General features: G+C 67.8%; 17 protein-coding genes. 6 read left to right on the top strand and 11 right to left on the bottom strand.

Translation table 11 applies throughout. The annotated features are described in order from the left end of the window. Positions 1-155: 155 nt before the first annotated feature. On the bottom strand, positions 156-1,130 hold the full coding sequence (locus FHS02_RS29985) for an IS1595 family transposase (protein ID WP_308700806.1): 975 nt from the start codon (positions 1,128-1,130) through the stop codon (positions 156-158). A gap of 127 nt (positions 1,131-1,257) precedes the next feature. On the opposite strand from FHS02_RS29985, the gene corA reads away from it, so the two are divergent. Both corA and FHS02_RS29975 read left to right on the top strand, forming a co-directional pair. Next, entirely contained in the window at positions 1,258-2,226 is a 969-nt protein-coding gene (gene corA, locus FHS02_RS29980; protein WP_137312179.1) for a magnesium/cobalt transporter CorA, read from the top strand. 231 nt (positions 2,227-2,457) lie between these two features. Continuing rightward, positions 2,458-2,745: a hypothetical protein gene (locus tag FHS02_RS29975; RefSeq protein WP_221403986.1), complete on the top strand. Its 288-nt coding sequence runs from the start codon at positions 2,458-2,460 to the stop codon at positions 2,743-2,745. Between the two features lie 51 nt (positions 2,746-2,796). Here FHS02_RS29975 and FHS02_RS29970 read toward each other — a convergent pair whose 3' ends face one another. From FHS02_RS29970 to FHS02_RS29960, 3 genes are all read right to left on the bottom strand, one after another. Further along, complete coding sequence (locus FHS02_RS29970) at positions 2,797-3,297, bottom strand: arsenate reductase ArsC (protein WP_137312181.1); 501 nt, start codon at positions 3,295-3,297, stop codon at positions 2,797-2,799. An 84-nt stretch (positions 3,298-3,381) separates the two neighbouring features. Beyond that, the gene (locus tag FHS02_RS29965) at positions 3,382-3,633 is read right to left on the bottom strand and encodes a hypothetical protein (RefSeq protein ID WP_137312182.1); all 252 of its coding nucleotides are present in this window, start codon (positions 3,631-3,633) and stop codon (positions 3,382-3,384) included. A 96-nt stretch (positions 3,634-3,729) separates the two neighbouring features. After that, the gene (locus tag FHS02_RS29960; protein WP_175424673.1) at positions 3,730-6,039 is read right to left on the bottom strand and encodes a DOMON domain-containing protein; all 2,310 of its coding nucleotides are present in this window, start codon (positions 6,037-6,039) and stop codon (positions 3,730-3,732) included. Positions 6,040-6,205: 166 nt separating this feature from the next. On the opposite strand from FHS02_RS29960, the gene FHS02_RS29955 reads away from it, so the two are divergent. Continuing rightward, entirely contained in the window at positions 6,206-6,682 is a 477-nt protein-coding gene (locus FHS02_RS29955) for a GNAT family N-acetyltransferase (protein WP_137312183.1), read from the top strand. 15 nt (positions 6,683-6,697) lie between these two features. On the opposite strand, the gene FHS02_RS29950 is transcribed toward FHS02_RS29955, so the two are convergent. Then, a complete protein-coding gene (locus FHS02_RS29950) occupies positions 6,698-7,321 on the bottom strand; it encodes a response regulator (RefSeq protein ID WP_137312184.1) in 624 nt (207 codons plus the stop codon). Continuing rightward, a complete protein-coding gene (locus FHS02_RS29945) occupies positions 7,318-10,485 on the bottom strand; it encodes a sensor histidine kinase (RefSeq protein ID WP_137312185.1) in 3,168 nt (1,055 codons plus the stop codon). Before FHS02_RS29945 ends, FHS02_RS29950 begins: the two co-directional genes overlap by 4 nt. Before the next feature lie 228 nt (positions 10,486-10,713). On the opposite strand from FHS02_RS29945, the gene FHS02_RS29940 reads away from it, so the two are divergent. Continuing rightward, the gene (locus FHS02_RS29940; protein WP_175424674.1) at positions 10,714-11,175 is read left to right on the top strand and encodes a winged helix-turn-helix domain-containing protein; all 462 of its coding nucleotides are present in this window, start codon (positions 10,714-10,716) and stop codon (positions 11,173-11,175) included. Here the strand turns inward: FHS02_RS29940 and FHS02_RS29935 are convergent. Further along, positions 11,123-11,827, bottom strand: coding sequence for an SDR family oxidoreductase (locus tag FHS02_RS29935; protein WP_137312187.1), 705 nt, complete (start codon positions 11,825-11,827; stop codon positions 11,123-11,125). The two genes, FHS02_RS29940 and FHS02_RS29935, sit on opposite strands and share 53 nt — an antisense overlap. 195 nt (positions 11,828-12,022) lie before the next feature. On the opposite strand from FHS02_RS29935, the gene FHS02_RS29930 reads away from it, so the two are divergent. Together FHS02_RS29930 and FHS02_RS29925 are read left to right on the top strand one after the other, a co-directional pair. Further along, positions 12,023-13,465 carry a catalase gene (locus FHS02_RS29930; protein ID WP_137312188.1) on the top strand — a complete coding sequence of 481 codons (1,443 nt, stop codon included), beginning with the start codon at positions 12,023-12,025 and terminating at the stop codon, positions 13,463-13,465. Between the two features lie 56 nt (positions 13,466-13,521). Beyond that, a complete protein-coding gene (locus tag FHS02_RS29925) occupies positions 13,522-13,866 on the top strand; it encodes a winged helix-turn-helix domain-containing protein (protein ID WP_137312189.1) in 345 nt (114 codons plus the stop codon). An 18-nt stretch (positions 13,867-13,884) separates the two neighbouring features. On the opposite strand, the gene FHS02_RS29920 is transcribed toward FHS02_RS29925, so the two are convergent. Genes FHS02_RS29920 through FHS02_RS29905 form a run of 4 tightly spaced genes read right to left on the bottom strand, consistent with a single transcriptional unit; the run spans position 13,885 to position 16,770 of the window. Then, entirely contained in the window at positions 13,885-14,397 is a 513-nt protein-coding gene (locus tag FHS02_RS29920) for a DUF2306 domain-containing protein (protein WP_137312190.1), read from the bottom strand. Positions 14,398-14,408: 11 nt separating this feature from the next. Further along, the gene (locus tag FHS02_RS29915) at positions 14,409-14,963 is read right to left on the bottom strand and encodes a cysteine hydrolase family protein (protein ID WP_137312191.1); all 555 of its coding nucleotides are present in this window, start codon (positions 14,961-14,963) and stop codon (positions 14,409-14,411) included. Positions 14,964-14,986: 23 nt separating this feature from the next. Then, positions 14,987-15,793 (bottom strand): hypothetical protein, encoded by an 807-nt coding sequence (locus FHS02_RS29910; protein ID WP_229422473.1) that lies wholly within the window; start codon positions 15,791-15,793, stop codon positions 14,987-14,989. Between the two features lie 26 nt (positions 15,794-15,819). Continuing rightward, positions 15,820-16,770 carry an alpha/beta fold hydrolase gene (locus FHS02_RS29905; protein ID WP_137312192.1) on the bottom strand — a complete coding sequence of 317 codons (951 nt, stop codon included), beginning with the start codon at positions 16,768-16,770 and terminating at the stop codon, positions 15,820-15,822. Positions 16,771-16,785 lie beyond the last annotated feature (15 nt).

Genomic DNA, 16,785 nt, shown 5'->3' with positions numbered 1-16,785 from the left:
TCGTAAGTCTCTGGATTGAAATGAATAGCGCAATCATGACCATTGGTAGCGCTTCCAATTTCTTTTTGACCCCTGCACGGCAATTGACGTGTTTTTGCAACATCGTCCATGCTGCAGGCGCTGTCACCCGAACGTGTGGAAGTTTCGCCAGGTCATCAAGAAACGGCGCAATTGCCGCGCAGGGCGGCGATCAGGCAGTCTGCTGGCGCGGACCAGCGCTGCCCGTCGAGGCCATGGCGCCAGCCCAGGTAGTTCGGCAGGTATTTCCTCGCCACGCCGTTAAAGCGCGACAGCCAGCCATGAAAACGGCTGTGATAAGCGTTCACGTGTTGCAGGTGGAGGGCGCCTCGGCTACGTACACCCGCGCTCAGGTTGACTGCTTCATGTACGAAGCCGGCGCGGCGCGCAAATGTGCGGTAAGCAGCAGCGCTGTCCGACACCAGCAAGACATCGGCGGCCAGTACCGGCGGCAGGTGGCGCTCCAGTTGACGCGCCGTAACCGGGCCGCGGCCGCAGACAAAATCCCGCGTTTTGCCGTCACGGTCGCGTGCCAAGAGGATGCAGTCGAGTTCCTTGGAGATGCCGCGCCGCCTGGCCTTGCCGCCACGCCGGCGTGCCGGCCGGTCCAGGTGCCGGCTGCCCTTTTGCGATTCGAGCAGATAGGTCTCATCCGCCTCGACAATGCCTTGCAGCCGGGGTGGCCGGTCGTGCCGTGCTGATCCCATGAAACGATGGCGCCAGCGAAAGCTGGTGTTGCGGTGGATGCCCGTGGTGTCGGCAGCGCCCCGGACCGTGCGGGAATCCAGCACCGCCTGCAGGAAAGGCAGCCATTTGCCGCGCAGGCGCAAGAAAGCGAACGGTGTGCCGGTCAACGCATTGAAGGTGCGGCGGCACGTCACGCAGCGGTAGCGTTGCAGCCCACCAGTACTGCCGTGACGGTGGATGCGGGTCGCGGTGCAATGCGGACAGCGATCACAGGGGCGGCCATACTTTTCGATCAATTCCAGACAGGTCGCCAGTGACGAGGCCGACTCGAGCAGGGACCGCAATGTCGCCAGTTGGGCGCCTGAGAAGCCGTCGAGTTGCCCGCGCAATCGTTCCAGCAAGCTGTTGAAAACGCCGCCATGCATCGCCGCCTCCATCGTCAATACGGCTGAGACAGAAATGGGGACGAATGGTTCAGTTCACCCCACGGAATCGGGTGACAGCGCCATGCTGTAAGCTCATGCTTTTGCACCAACCTCTTGCACGTCACCCATGCTGATCAACTGCGTCGCCTACCAGGAAGGCAAGAAACTGACCGATGTTCCCGTGGTGGACATCAGCGAATACCTGAAAGAACCCGAGACCTTCGTCTGGGTCGCGCTGCGCGACCCGAATGTCGACGAGATCGCCGTCATGCAGGATGAATTCAGCCTGCACGAACTGGCCGTCGAAGATGCCGCGCGGGGCCACCAGCGGCCCAAGATGGAGGAGTACGGCGCCAGCATCTTCATGGTCGTGCACGTCGTGGAACTGGAGGACGACGAGCTGAAGATCGGCCAGCTGGCCGTCTTCGCGGGACCGAACTACGTGCTGTCGGTGCGGCGCGATTCGGCGCAGGATTTTCTCGGCGTGCGCAAACGCGCCGAGCGCGAACCGCACCAGCTCGGCAAGGGCGCCGGCTTCGTGCTGTATGCGCTGGTCGATGCCGTGGTCGACCGGTACTTCCCGATCGTCGACATGCTCGAATCCGAACTCGAATCGATCGAAGACCACATCTTCAGCCAGAAGGATGCGCAGCGCGCCAACGTGGAGCGCCTGTATGCGCTCAAGCGCAAGGCGCTGGTGCTGCGCCACGCCGTGATTCCGCTGATGGATGCGGTGGGACGGCTGCATGGCGGCAGGGTGCCGGCCGTGGTGGCCGATACGCAGGACTACTTCCGCGACGTGCACGACCACCTGTTCCGCATCGCCGGGCGGCTCGACGCGGTGCGCGACACGATCAATACCGCGATCCAGGTGACGCTGTCGATGGTGGCCATCGAGGAGAACGACATCAGCAAGAAACTGGCTGCCTATGCGGCGATCTTCGCCGCGTTCACCGCGTTCGCCGGTGTCTGGGGCATGAATTTCGAGTTCATGCCGGAGCTGAAATGGAAGTACGGCTACCCGTTCGCGCTGTTGACGATGGCGACGGTCTGCGGCTACCTGTTCCGGCGTTTCCGGAAAGCGGGATGGTTGTAAAGGCGCCGTTGCTGCCCAGATGGGGGGTGTGCAAAAAACCCCTCATGATGTAAGGAAATATTTACTATTTGTCATAAACACGTCATACTTCAAGCCCTCCAAGTAATGCTCCAGACGCAGCACTGATAACGCTAGCAGCACCGGTCATCGGAGCAGATAGCCCATTCGGAAGAATCCGCAGGCGCGTCACCTCGTGTGGCCGCGCCCGGTAGCTCGCTGAGGAGGTCGAAGATGAGAACAACGGTAATGGAAGTGGCAGTAGCGGATGCGCCGGTTGACGAGGCGTGCCGTCGGGTAATGCAGAAATTGCTGGAAGCGGGTTGCGTCATGGCCGACGTGCCATATTCGCTGGAACCGTTCCAGGTAGCCGAGCCGGATATGCGCTACCTGTTGCAGCACGGTGAAGTGTATGAACCGGGAACGTCCCTGGTGATGCCGGTGCTGCAATCCGTCTCGGTGGAAAAGAAGGGCGCCGATGTCGGCAAGATTTCGTTTGTGCTGGCGGTGAATTTGGCCTGATCGCTGACCTGATCGCTGGCTTGATCGCGCGGCGCGTTGCCGCGCCAGGCATCACGCGGCGGTGCGGCCGATATCCGTCACGTGCTGGTGGATCGCATTCTTTTCCAGCATGTGCAGCGGCAGGCTGACGAAAATGCTCATGCGCGCGCGGATCTGGTGGAACGCCCGGTGAAACGCGGCACGCTTGTGCTCTTCGGTATCGGCCGCAGCTGTCGGGTCTTCGACATCCCAATGCGCGGTGATCGGGTGGCCCGGCCAGTACGGGCACGCTTCGCCGGCGGTCTCGTCGCACACCGTGAAGACGAAATCCATCACCGGCGCATCCGGCGTCGCGAACTCATCCCAGCTCTTGCTGCGCAGCCCGTCCAGCGGATAGCCGGTCGGCCGGATCTGCTCGAGCGCCAGCGGGTCGATGCCGCCGTCCGGGCGGCTGCCCGCGGAATAGCCGCGGAACCGGCCATTGCCCATCGTCGACACCAGTGCTTCGGCCATGATGCTGCGCGCGGCATTGCCGGTGCACAGGAACAGAACGTTATAAACCTTTTCTTCCATCGAACTCTTTCAGGATTGGGACCGCGGCGGCGCCGGCAACAGGATCGCCAACGATAACCGGCATTCTTGACCGGTTCGTGACACCTAGCCCTGCAATTCGGGATAGCGCCGGAACAGGCGCTGGTACCAGGGCAGTTGCCAGAACAGGCAGCCGGCGGCCCGCAATGCGTCGCGTTCGGGCATGCCGGCTGCGATCAGGCTGTCCGCGGCGCGCAGGTGGGCCACCAGCCGGAGGCCATCGCGCAGCAGCCAGGCTGCCATGGCCGAGATCAGCCCGAGCGCGATCCAGGCTGCCGCGTCGCCGGCGGCAGGAAATGCGGAAGCGATGCGATTCATGGTGCTGCCCCGTGGTGAAATGCCAGCTTGCAGCGTAGAGCGCGATTGTGACAGCAGGATGACACAGTGGCATTCCTGCTCCGCGCCAGCGGTTCCCTAGACTTCCCACTGCATCTTGACCGTCAGCGAGCCGTTGACGGCGTTGGCCTCGCTGGCCCGGTCCCGCGCGTAGCCAACCGACAACGAACGGCCATGCCGCCACAGGTGCCGGTACAGCAGCGAGCGGTGCGAGCCGCGCTCGGCCCACGGCGCCAGGCCGGACACGCCATCGTCGCGCCGCGACGACGAGGTGTTCTGCGCCAGCAGCCGCAGCGAATCGCTGGCGGTGAAGTGCAGCATGCCGAGCCAGCGCCAGCCGTTGTCGGCAAACGCGGGGCGGCCCCGCGTGCCCTCGATCCATGCCCGGTTGACGCGCACGTCCGATTCCATCGCCCAGCCGCTGCCGGCCGGCCCCAGCGGGAAACGGAAGCCGGCATCGACGACGACGTTGCCGCCGCTGCCCACCCGGTCGGCATCCACGTCGAGCTGCCGGCCCAGCGTGACCTCGGCCTTCAGCACCGGCATCCACGGCAGCGGCGACGAAGCGAAGCCGAAGTGCAGGGCGCGCGTATCGTGCAGCCTGCCGTCGCGGTGGGCGCGCTGGCGGTCGAAGCCCAGGTTGGCCCACAGGTCGGTCTGGCGGCCGGCACGGAACCAGATGCCCGGCTGCACCTTGCGCTCGACCACCTGGTTGGCCTGCTGGCCCAGCGCGGCATCGGACAGCGTGCGGATCTCGTGCAGGCCCAGGTGCGCCTCGAGCTCGTAGAGCCTGAGCGGCGCGGCGCCGAACGGCGACAGGGGCACGTCGTGCTCGCCGAGCCGGCGATTCAGGTGGATGTCCGTTTTCACCACGCCGGTCTGCGGTACGAAGCCGTTGTCGTTGACGAAGCCCGGACCGATCGCCTCCACCTTGAACTCGTTCCACCAGTCGTCGCTGATATGGATGTAGCGCCCCTGCGCATAGCTGCCGCTGCGTGCTGGCACCCTGACCGTGGCCGGCCGCGGCTCTTCGACGAAGCCGGCGCTGTTCTGCGAATGCATCAGCAGCCACGAGGCCTGCTTGCCGCCGCCGCGCCATTGCCCGTCGAAGCCGGCCACCGCGTTGCTGCCGCCATCGCCGTAGTCGCGCTGCGAGGCGAAGGCGCCCAGCACCATGCCGCCGCGATGCCAGCGCCCGCGCACCAGGCTGGCCAGCGTGCGCCGCGTCTGCTCATACTCCGCCGTTTCATACACGCTGCCGCGCTGGACCACCCCGCCTTCCTCGTCGCGCAGGCTCATCGCGGTGGCATCGGCCTGCGCATTGCGCCACGTGCCACGCAGGCCCCATTGCGGGCTGGCGATCGTGCGCGAATAAAACGCCGACAGCGGCAGGCCCAGCACGTCGGCACTCTCCAGGAAGAAGCCGCGCTTCTCCGGCAGCGACAGGGCGATGCGGCTGGCGCCGGTCGGCATCGGCTCATCGATCTCGACCTGCGAGAAATCCGGATTCAGCGTGGCGTTGAAAACCCAGTCGGCGCGCGGACGGGCATTGATTTCCAGCCCCATGCTGGCCTGGTTGCCGTGCTGGCGACCGGCATCGTCCCGGTCGCGGCTGGCGCGCACGGTGAGTTCCGGCTTCAGGTCGACAAAGGCGCGGTCGCGCACGGCCTGCACGGTGCCGCCCATGCCGCCGATTTCCTGCAGCGCGTCGATATAGCTGAGCGAACCGGTCTTCAGCGGTGTGCTCGTCAGCCGCAGCCCGCCCGCATGCGGCACGCTGCGCTCGACCATCAGGCGCCAGGCCTTGCCGTCCGCATACGGGAAGCGCAGGTTCGACATCGGCCAGCGGATCTCCATGCTGTAGCCGTCGGGCAGGCGGCGCACCGCGGCGTCGACGGGGAAATCCGGGCCGAGGTCATCCTCGTCCTCGTCGGCGCGGTACATGCCGTCGCTGAGCACGCCGTCGATGTTGACACGCACGAACTGCGCGGCGCGGCCATGCCCGGTCGGATCGAGCCAGATGCCGATGAAGTCCTGGTCCTGCGCCACCTTGTCGCGCCGCGCCAGCGAGCTGCGCATGCCGGCCGGCGTGCTGTCCCAGGCACGGATGCCGAAGATCAGCGCATCGCCGTCGATCAGCAGGCGCACGGAGGTACGCAGGCCGGCCGGCGGCGGCTTGCCGTTCTCGGGCAGGAACTGGTGGAAGGTGGCGAACTCGGGCGCGGCCTGCCACGGCGCTTCCTGCAAGTCGCCATCAACGGTGACGAGCTGGTGGCGCTCGAGCAGCAGTGCGGGCAGCGAGGGCAGCACCGTGCCTTCATTGGCGGCGACGGCGAGCGGTGCGGCAAGAAGGCAGATCAGTGTCGAGGTTTTTCTGATGAAATCCATGGGAGACTGGATGCTGGCGTCGGGGTGACGCGGGGCGGCAGTCTAGCATTGCTGTTTAGATATTTCCACAGATGAATTGTCGCCCGTTGTCGGCATCCCCGACAAACCGGGCGGGCCGCCAGCGGCCTTATACTTGCCGGATCGCCACTCCAGCACTGGACCGCCCATGCAAAGCCGTCCCGCCCCGATCCTGATGCGCAAGGATCTCGATGCCGCCGATGCCGCCGCGCCGCCCGGATTTCCGGCTGGCGTACACGTTGTGCCGTTCGACCCCGCCTTGCATGCATGCGCAGCGTACGCGCTGCTCGCCGCCGCCCACCCGGACCGTTGCGAGGGCTTCGATGGATGGTGGGGCGCCCTCAGCAGCGATGCCGAATACGACCCGGAGACCTTCTTCATCGCCATCGATGGGGCAGGCGACATTGCCGCGCTCGCGATCTGCTGGAGCGTGCCGTTCGTGAAGGACCTGGTGGTGGCGCCAGCTTGGCGGTGCCGCGGCCTGAGCGCGGCACTGATGCGGCACGCGTTCGCCTGGTTCGCGCAGCGCGGCCATCGCCATGTCGGCCTGAAGGTGGACAGCGACAATCCGTACAATGCACGCGCCCTGTACCGGCGGCTCGGCATGCTTGAAGTGACGTCCTGACCGCGCCCGGGCAGCTCAGTCCAGCATGCCCCGGCGCAGCGCGATCACGACCGCGTGCGTGCGGTCGCTGGCCTGCAATTTCTGCAGCACGTTGCTGAGGTAGCTCTTGACGGTTTCCTCGGCGATGCCGAGCCGGCGCGCCACGTCGCGGTTGCCGAGGCCCTGGGCCACCAGCGCCAGCACGTCGTGCTCTCGCGCGGTCAGCTGTTCCTGCCGGCCCGCCGCCAGGCGGCGCGTCAGGTCGGGAGCCAGCACGCGCCGGCCGGCGTGCGCCGACCGCACCAGGTCGGCCACCCCGGAGCACAGCTCGCTCTTCAGCACGTAGCCGGCCGCTCCCGCTTCCAGCGCGCGGTGCACCTGGCCGTCGCCGGCATAGGTGCTGACGGCGAGGATGCAGGCGTGCGGGTCGTCGCGGCGGATCGCGCGGATCGCGTCGACGCCGTGGCAGCGCGGCATCGACAGGTCCATCAGCGTCACGTCCGGCCGGTGCTCGCGGTAGCAGTCCTGCGCGGCGAAGCCGTCGGACGCTTCGGCCACGACGACGATGTCGCCGGCCTCGTCGAGCACGCCGACGATGCCGCGCCGCATCAGCGGATGGTCGTCGACCACCAGCACGCGCAGCTTCGCCGCATGGTTCATTGCAGTTCTCCCTGGCGTGCGCCGGCGCCGCCGCCATGTTCCGGAGCATCACCGGCATAGGCCAGCCGGGCCGGTAGCCGCAGGCACCAGCAGGTGCCCTGGCCGGGCGCGCCGGACAGTTCCAGCGCGGCGCCCAGCTCGGCGGCACGCTCGCGCATGCCGGGAATGCCCCAGTGCCGGGTGCGGCCGTCGCGCCGCGCGGAATCGATGCCGGTGCCGTCGTCGCGCACGGCCAGCGTGAATTCGTGTTCGCCGTAATGCAGCGCGACGTCGATGCGCGCCGCCTGCGCATGCAGGAATGCGTTGCGGATCGCCTCCTGGGCGATCGCCAGCACCTCGTCATGGACCGGCGGATGCAGGGGCCGCGGCGCGCCGTCCCGGGTGACCGTGAACGCGGCCGTGCCCGGCGCGGCAAGGCGGCGGCCGTACGCTTCGAGTGGCGCCGCCAGGTCGCCGTCGGGGGCCGGCCGCGGTTCGCCCACCCGCAGTTCGCCGACCTTGCTGCGGCCTTCCTCGAGCACCTCCGCGGCCAGCGACAGCGCTTCCTGCATCATCGGCCGGGTCGGCGCGTCGTCCGGCGTGCGCAGCGCGATGCGGCGGAAATGCATGATCAGGCCCTGCACTGACTGCAACAGCGTGTCGTGCAGGTCGCGTGCGATGCGCTCGCGCTCGGCCACGCGGGCCTCGAAGGTGCGCGTCATGCGCTGCAGCGCCATGCGCAGCCGCAGCCGGTGCAGGCCGAACGCGGCCAGCGCCAGCGCCAGCGCGCACAGCACCTTGAACCACGTGGTCTGCGTGACGGTGGGCGGGATCTCGACACGCACCTGCGCGCCTTGCTCGTTCCACAGGCCGTCGTCGTTGGCCGCCTTGACGCGGAACGTGTAGGTGCCGGGTTCGAGGCGGGTATAGAAGGCCGAGCGGCGCTCGCCGGCATCCTGCCAGCCGGCATCGACACCCTCCAGCCGGTACTGGAAGCGCACGCGGTGCGGCACCGCGAGGCTGAGCGCGGTGTAGTCGATGCGCACGTTGCCGGGGCCGGCCGGCAGCCGGACCTGCGCCGCCGCGGGCCAGTTGCGGCCCGCGGCGGCGATGCCCGTCACGTGCACCGGCGGCACGACGCGGTTGCGTGGCGCACGGGCAGGGTCGAAGCGGTACACGCCGCTGGTGGTGGACATGACCAGTTCGCCGGCCGCGGTGCGCACCATCGACGGTGCCGGCAACATCGGCGGCGCGGTGCCGAACAGGCCGTCGTTCTCGTCGTAGCGGCGGAAGCGCACCCGATAGCCGGGGTCGGCCAGCGTGCGCTGCAGTTCGGCGCCGGCAATGCCGAACAGCCCGCGCGCGGTATTGGTCCACAACGTGCCGTCCGGCGCGAAGACGACGCCGGATGCGCCGGCAAACTGCTCGCCGCCCGCGCCGCGGATGCGCCGGGCGCGCTGGCCGTCGAAGCGGGCGATGCCTTCGTCGCCGCCCAGCCATGCGCCCGACGCATCGGGAACGATCTGCAGGACGCCGCCGATGTCGAGGCCTTGCGCCGGGCCGAATTTCTCGACCCTGCCGCCGCGCAGGATCGCCATCGCGCTGCCGATGGAGCCGAACCAGATGGCACCGTCCGCGGCGGTTGCCATCGTGGTCACTGCGAAATCCTTCAGCGCTGCGTGTCCGCCGTTCGGTACCCAGCCGCCATCCTCGGCGCGGAACGTGCCGCCCGGCCCGAACGACACCCACAGGGCATCGTCGGGACCCGTGGCGAACGAGAAGACGGCAAGCCACTTCGGCCGCCGGACTGGTTCCGGTACCGCTATCGGCACCTGCCTGAGTCCATCCATTTTCCAGATGGCGCCGTAGCCGCCGCCCCACACGGTACCGTGCCGGTCGCGATACAGGTGGGACACCAGGTTTTCCTCGCTGGGCGGCGGTCCGAACGTCTCCGGCTGCGCATCGCCGCCGGACAGCCAGGAGCGGTCGATCCACAGGCTGCCACCGGCGCCCGCCACCAGTGGCCGCGCATCGCTCAGGTAAGGCGGCAGCGCGATCTCGCGCATGCGGCTGGGGCGGAACTGGTCGAGGCCATTCTGCGTGGCGACCCACACGCTGCCTTCGCGGTCCTCGAACGCCACGAGGGCACGGTCGCCGCTCAGGCCCTGGCGCGCCGTGAACCCCTGCAGGCGCGGCTGGCCGTCCTCGAAAGCGATGCGCAGCACGCCGCTGGCGAGGGGAAACCAGAAATTGCCCCGGCTGTCGATGCTGAAGCGTTCGCCCGGCTTGACGCGCCGCAGCAGCTCGTCCAGGGGGCCGGAGGGCGCACTCGCTGGTGCAGCGGCCGGTGCTGGAAGTGGTGCCGTGCCTGGCGCGGCGGACGGTGCATCTGCCTGCGCCAGGTTATCCGCGCGGCGCAGGCCCCGCTGGCCGCCGTCGGACGCCCAGACCGCGCCGTCCGGCGCCCGCACCAGTGAGCCGGGTACCTGCTGCGGTGCCACCAGCGTGAAATGCGTCTCGCCCGGACGCATGCGGAAATTGCCGCGCGAGCCCTGCGCCCATACCGTGTCGGCGGCGTCGACCTGGACAGCGAAGATGCCGCCGCGCACCGAGCCGGCCTTGTTGACCTTGCGCCACTGCCCGGCGCCCTTGTCGAGCACGTGCAGGCCGCTGCCCGAGGCCAGCCACAGGCGGCCGTCGCGCGTGCCGGCGATACCGTTCACGAGGCCGCCCGCGAAACCGTCCTTCTGCAGGAAGACCTGGACCTTCTCGCCGTCGACGACATACAGGTCGCCAAAGTAGGGCGCGACCCACAGGCGGCCGTCGGGCAGCGTGCCCATGCGCCGGATGTTGACCGGCATGTCCAGCCCCGGCGGCGGGCGGTAGCGGCTGAACGTCACGCCATCGAAACGGAACAGTCCGGTGGGGCTGGCCAGCCACAGCCAGCCGTCCGGTGTTTGCGCGAGCGCCTGGATGTTGGGCGGCGCGCCGTCCCTGGTCAGCCAGCGCGCATGCAGCAGCGGAATCGCGGGCTGCTCCGCCGGCAGGGCTTCGGCGGATAGAGGTTCAGCTGGCTGAGGTTCAGCAGACAAAGGTTCAGCGGGCAATGCGGCCGGCGGGGCGGCAAAGGGCAGGGCGGGCGCTAGCAGGGACAGCCCGAGCACGGCGGCAATCAATGGTTTCATCCACATCCCCTGCGATCGTGGTCGCGTAATGGTGTTGTCCGGGCTCCGGTGGCGGCCGGCGGTACCGCCTGCTACCCCCGATCGAGCCTGTTGCGGGGATGCCAGTGCCCGTTATTCTTTCATTATGCTCTTTCCCGGCGTCAAATCAACATCGGCATGGGCACCTGTTTCCGCGGTTGCAAACGATGTCACAACCTGAATAACGAATTTTGTTTGGAGGGAATACGTATGGAGACCGCTTCGTTCGAGACGCTCGCATTCCTGGACTTCGAACTGACCCTGGCGCGCCGCCAGTTGTTGCGCGACGGCGTGCCGGTGGCGGTCGGCGGCCGCGCCCTCGAGTTGCTGGCGCAGCTCGCCGGGCATCCCGGCCAGGTGCTGGAGAACCGCGTGCTGATGCGCGCCGTATGGCCGCGCACGGTGGTGGAAGAGGTCAACCTGCGGGTGCAGATCGCGGCTCTGCGCAAGCTGCTCGGCGGAGACGGGCATTGCCCGTACATCGTCAACTACGCCGGCCGCGGCTACTGCTTCACCGCGCCCGTGACGCGGCTGGTGCCGCCCGGCCTGCAACCGGTACCGACGCAGCCGGTGCCGCTGCAATCCTTGCCGGCGCAGCCAGCCGCGGGGCAAACGCGGCTCAGGCCGGCGGCAGCAGATAGGCGCCCGGATCAGCCGATAATCCTCGCTTGACCTGCCGCGTGAGGTCGTCGGCCAGGATCTCCGCGGCACCCGCTTCCAGTGCCGCCAGCGCCTGGCGCACCACGTCCGCCGGTGCCGCCTTCGGGCCTGGCACGTGCGCCGTCATGTTGGTTTCCATGAACCCCACGTGCACGCCCAGTACCTGGGTTCCCTGGGCGCGCAGCGCGTGCCGGATACCGTTCGTCATCGACCAGCTGGCGGCCTTGGCCACGCAGTAGGGCCCGGCACCGGGCAGGCTGATCCAGCTGAGCACGGACAGCACGTTGATCAGCGCACCGCCGCCGTTGGCGCCCAGCACGGGGGCGAAAGCGCGGCACATGGCCAGCGTGCCGAACAGGTTGGTTTCCAGTTCGTGGCGCAGCACGTCGTCGCCGTCGGCAGCCAGCAGCTCGCCGCCACGGGCGATGCCGGCATTGTTGACGAGCAGCGTCACGTCGGCGCATTCGCGGGCGGCAGCCGCCACCTGTGCCGCGTCGGTGATGTCGAGCCGTATCGGGATCGCGCCGGGCAGGTCGACGGTGGCCGGATCGCGCGCCGCCGCATACACCTTGCACGCGCCCGCCTGCAGCAGCGCGGCGGCCCAGGCGCGGCCCATGCCGCGGTTGGCGCCCGTGACGAGGGCGATCGAATCGTTGACTTTCATGGCGGGCTCCGTGGTGGTTGGCAAACGGTGGTGCATCCAGCCATGTTAGGGATGGATGCACGGCGGGGCCAGTTAAAAACAGTGAAGGAGGCCGGGCGGTTTAACACCGTTTAACTTGTCCGGTCCCCAGGGCCATTCCATGATGGACTCGGCGCCGATCCCGCGCCTGCCGCCACCCACCCAGGAGGACCCATCATGAAGCACCTCACCACCGCCGCCGGCGCGCCCGTCGTCGACAACCAGAACACCATGACCGCCGGCCCGCGCGGACCGGCGCTGCTGCAGGATGTCTGGTTCCTCGAAAAGCTCGCCCATTTCGACCGCGAAGTCATTCCCGAGCGCCGCATGCATGCGAAGGGTGCGGGCGCGCACGGCACCTTCACGGTCACGCACGACATCACGCCGTTCACCCGTGCGCGCCTGTTCTCGGCAGTGGGCAAGCAGACCGACGTGTTCATGCGCTTTTCCACCGTGGCCGGCGAACGGGGCGCAGCCGATGCCGAGCGCGACATCCGCGGCTTCTCCGTCAAGTTCTATACGGAGCAGGGCAACTGGGACCTGGTGGGCAACAACACGCCGGTGTTCTTCCTGCGCGACCCGCTGAAGTTTCCCGACCTGAACCACGCGGTGAAACGCGACCCGCGCACCGGCATGCGCAGCGCCGACAACAACTGGGATTTCTGGACGCTGCTGCCCGAGGCGCTGCACCAGGTGACGATCGTGATGAGCGACCGCGGCATCCCGCGCAGCTACCGCCACATGCACGGCTTCGGCAGCCATACGTTCAGCTTCATCAACGCGGCCAGCGAGCGGCACTGGGTCAAGTTCACGTTCCGCACGCAGCAGGGCATCGAGAATCTCACCGATCCGGAAGCCGGCGCGCTGATCGGCGGCGACCGGGAAAGCCACATGCGCGACCTGTACGACAGCATCGAGCGGGGCGCCTTCCCGCGCTGGACGCTGTACGTGCAGCTGATGCCGGAGCGCGAGGCGGCCACCTGCCCGTACAACCCGTTCGACCTGACCAAGGTATGGCCCCATGCCGACTACCCGCTGCACGAAGTGGGCGTGCTGGAACTCAACCGCAATCCGGACAACCATTTCGCCGAAGTGGAGCAGGCCTCGTTCAACCCGGCGCACGTGGTGCCCGGCGTCGGCTTCTCGCCGGACCGGATGCTGCAGGGCCGGCTGTTCTCGTATGGCGACGCGGCGCGCTACCGGCTCGGCGTCAACCACCACCTGATCCCCGTGAACGCGCCGCGCTGTCCGGTGCACAGCTATCACCGCGACGGCCAGATGCGCACCGACGGCAACATGGGCGGCGCCACCTCGTATGAGCCGAACAGCCGCGGCGAATGGATCGAGCAGCCGGACTTCAGCGAGCCGCCGCTGTCGCTGGAGGGCGCGGCGGACCACTGGAACCACCGCGTCGACGACGATTACTTCAGCCAGCCGCGCGTGCTGTTCCGCAAGATGTCGCCGGCGCAGCAGCAGGCGCTGTTCGAGAATACCGCGCGCTCGATCGCCGGCGCCTCGGCCCCCGTCAAGGCGCGCCACATCGACAACTGTTCGCGCTGCGATCCGGACTATGGCGACGGCGTGGCGCGCGCCATTGCGCAACTGACGGAACTGCGCTGACCTGCATGGCGGCAGGCACGTGCCTGCCGCATCGATTTCGGGAGAAGGTCATGGGAATGAACGAAAAGTTGGACGAACGGCAGGCGGGCGGAGAGTGTCCGATACTGCTGTTCGGCGAATTCCGCCTCGATACGGCGCAGCGCCGGCTGTTCCGCAACGATGCCGTGCTGCGGCTCGGCGGCAGGGCGCTGGACCTGCTGGCAACCCTGGCGGAACGGCCGGGCGAGGTGCTCAGCCACGGGGAACTGGAGGCGCGCATCTGGCCCGGCACGATCGTCGAGGACAGCAGCCTCCGCGTGCATGTCGCCATGCTGCGCCGCGCGCTCGGCAAGGAGCGCTATATCGCCAACGTGCCGGGGCGCGGCTACAGTTTCGTCGGCAGCGTCGCGCGCGGCGGCTGACGCTGCCATGGTGCATGCCTACGCCGCGCTGGCTTGCGGCTGTGGTGTCGTACCGTGCAGCGCGCGCAGGTGGCGCACCTGCAGCCATGCGCCGACCAGGAAGAGCACGAACAGCGCGCCGACGACCGCCTTCAGCCACGGCTCTTCGGTGCTGGCGGCCAGCGGCGCGCCGACCGGCAGCCGCAGCGAGGTTTCCGTGATGCCGGGAATGAAGTGGAAGTACAGCGTCAGCGACAGCGCGACCGTTTCGACGTACGGCGAGCGGCTGCCGAGCCGCCGGCGTGCCGCCAGCCAGGCCACGCCCAGCGTCAGCAGCGTGATCACGCCCAGCATGTGGGCCTCGTTGAAGCCGCCGCGGCGGAAGATGCCGAAGCCGGTCAGGCAGGTCAGCAGCGTGGCCACCACATAGACGCGGCCATGCCGGGTGTGCCAGCCGATCAGGCCGCTGCGCGCCAGCGCGCTGAAGCCGGCGGCCAGCGCCACCAGGCTGATGGCCGTGTGGAGCGTGCCGAGCGATGTGAGTCCGAACATGATGCCTCCCTTCAGTGGACCGTATCGATGAATTGCCCGGCGCTGCTCATGCGCGCATAGGCGAAGCCCAGCGCCGCCATGAACGCCGCATGGGCGTGCGCCGCCGGCACCCGCACGCCGTCGAATTCCAGGTCGCGCGATGCGCACGCATCGTGGACGACCGTGACGGCGAAGCCGAAATCGTTGGCCGCGCGAGTGCATGCATCCACGCACATGTGGCTCATCGCGCCGCAGATCACCACTTCCTCGACGCTGTGCTCCTTCAGCGTGTCCAGCAACGGCGTGTCGCGGAACGAATTGATGTGATGCTTCAGCAGCACCGGTTCGCCCGGCGCGGGCGCCGCCGTCGGGTGGATCGCGGCGCCTTCGGAGCCTGGCGTGAAGAATGGCGCGTCTTCGCTGGGGAATTCGTGGCGGATGTGGACCACCGGCGCCTGCCGGGCGCGAAAGTGCGCCAGCAGCGCGGCCACGTTGGCGGCAGCGGCATCCATGCCCGCCTGTTCCCATTTGCCGCCGGGGAAATAATCGTTTTGCACGTCGATGACGATCAATGCCTGTCGTTTCATGATGTTCTCTCCTGGATGGGGTGTTACTGATTGACTTTGCCGGGCAACGTCAGCTTGCCCGAGGCGACTTTGAACACGTTCGCCACGCACAGCAGCGGACTGTGGACGCTGGCATTGACGCGCAGTGCCGCGCTGACGCCGTCGAAGCCGGCGTTGTTGACGGCGCCGATGTCGTCGAACGGCACGCGCACCGTCAGGTCGGTGCCCTTGAACACAGGGCTCCAGCCGGGGCTGTCGATCAGGATCGGCAGGTTGGGCCATGTCTTCGGCACTTTCGGCTTCGTGCCTTCCGGGATGTCGACCACCTTCAGCGCACCCTTGCCGCAGGCGTCGTCCAGCTGCAGCACCACCCAGTGCGAATGCCACAGGTCGCCGTCGTTGGCCAGGTCGCCGTCGCCATTCTCGTCGTACAGCGGCGTGTCGTCGAAATCGGGATGCGACGTGACCGCGAAGGCCAGGATGCCGCTCTTCGCCTCGAAGCCGATCGCGGAAGGGTCGATCGTGGTCGGCCACACGTACGAGAACACCGCGCTGCCGGCCAGCTTGCCGACCTTGCTGGGAAGGGATTTGCCGGCCTTGCCGGACACGGCAATGTGGAACACCGCCACGTTGCCTTCGGTGGTGATCTTCGTATGGAAGATGTCGAAGTCGGCCTTGACGCCCTTGGCCGGCGCGCTGCGGATGCCGCCCCTGTGTTCCTTCTGCTCCTTCTGTTCCTTTTCCTGATGGCCATGCCCCTTGCCTTCGTGGGCGCCGGCGGGGCCGGGGCAGAACATCGCCAGCGCGAGTGCGGCGGCGGGAAAGGCCTTGATGCGAGATGCTGTTCTCATGCGGATTCCTCTCTGGTATGGGAAGGTCAGGCGCGTGCGAAGGCCAGCAGGTCGGCGTTCACCTGTTCCTTGTGGGTGTCGGTCAGGCCGTGCGGCGCGCCGGAATAAACGATCAGTTTCGCGTGCTGCACGATCTTCGCGGAGGCGCGGCCGGCCGCATCGATCGGCACGATCTGGTCGTCGTCGCCATGGATGATCAGCGTGGGCCGGTCGAATTTCGCCAGGTCGGCGCGGAAGTCGGTTTCCGAGAATGCACGGATCGAGTCGTAGGTATTCTTGTGGCCGCCCATCATGCCCTGCGCCCACCACGACTGGATCAGCCCCGGCGACACCTTCGCGCCGGGCCGGTTGAAGCCGTAGAAGGGGCCGGCCGGAATGTCATGGTAGAGCTGCGCGCGGTTGGCCGCCTGGCCGGCACGGATGCCGTCGAACGTTTCCACGGGCAGGCCGAGCGGATTGTCGGGCGTTTGCACCATCAGGGGCGGCACCGCGGAAATCAGCGCCAGCCTGGCCACGCGTTTCGTGCCATGCCGCCCGACATAGCGGGCCACTTCGCCGCCGCCGGTGGAAAAGCCGACCAGGATCGCATCGTGCAGGTCCAGCGTGTCGATCAGCTGGGCCAGGTCGTCGGCGTAATGGTCCATGTCGTTGCCGTCCCACGGCTGGCTGGAACGGCCGTGGCCACGGCGGTCGTGGGCAATCGCGCGGAAACCGTTATCGGCCATGTGGAGCATCTGCGATTCCCAGCTGTCGGCGCTGAGCGGCCAGCCATGGCTGAACACCACCGGCTGGCCCTTGCCCCAGTCCTTGTAGTAGATGTCCACGCCGTCGCGCGTGGTGATGGTGCTGGCGTTCTTGCGCACAGGTGCCGCGGCGGCGGACACCGGCACCGCCTCGGCCTCGGCCGCGGCAAGGACCGCTCCGGCCGCGAACGCGGCGTGGCGCCCTTCATTCACATCGTGGTTATTGGTCAGCATGGGATGTCCTTTCGT

It is taken from the genome of Pseudoduganella umbonata, assembly GCF_014192225.1.
Classification (GTDB): Bacteria; Pseudomonadota; Gammaproteobacteria; order Burkholderiales; family Burkholderiaceae_D; genus Rugamonas; species Rugamonas umbonata.
The sequence above is the reverse complement of the archived record's forward strand: the minus strand, read 5'-3'. Positions and strand labels throughout refer to the sequence as shown.